1 protein-coding gene is annotated in these 237 nt (G+C 75.9%); it reads left to right on the top strand.

The window, feature by feature from the left end:
- Nucleotides 1-215: hypothetical protein (locus SB775_RS33660; protein ID WP_410865648.1), on the top strand; the 215-nt coding region annotated here is incomplete at its 5' end.
- Nucleotides 216-237 lie beyond the last annotated feature (22 nt).

The following is a 237-nucleotide window of genomic DNA, read 5'->3' as shown; positions in this document are numbered from 1 at the left end:
CGGTCGTCGAGTCCGCCGAGGAGGACGAGGCGCAGGAGGCGGCGGAGGAGCCGGCGGCCGGGCCGGAGCCTGTCGCCGAGCCGGAGCCGGCGGCCGGACCGGAACACGCGGACGACCGCGTGACCACGCCGCCCGGCCCCACCACGCTCGAGGACGGCCTCGAGGAGACCATCATCCGACCCCGACGCAGCTTCGAAGGAGGCGACCGTGGCTGACCGCAAGGGACTCGCGCGCATC

This window comes from Peribacillus sp. SIMBA_075 (assembly GCF_046534585.1).
Note: the sequence above shows the minus strand (reverse complement) of the source record. Positions and strands in the feature narration are given on the sequence as shown.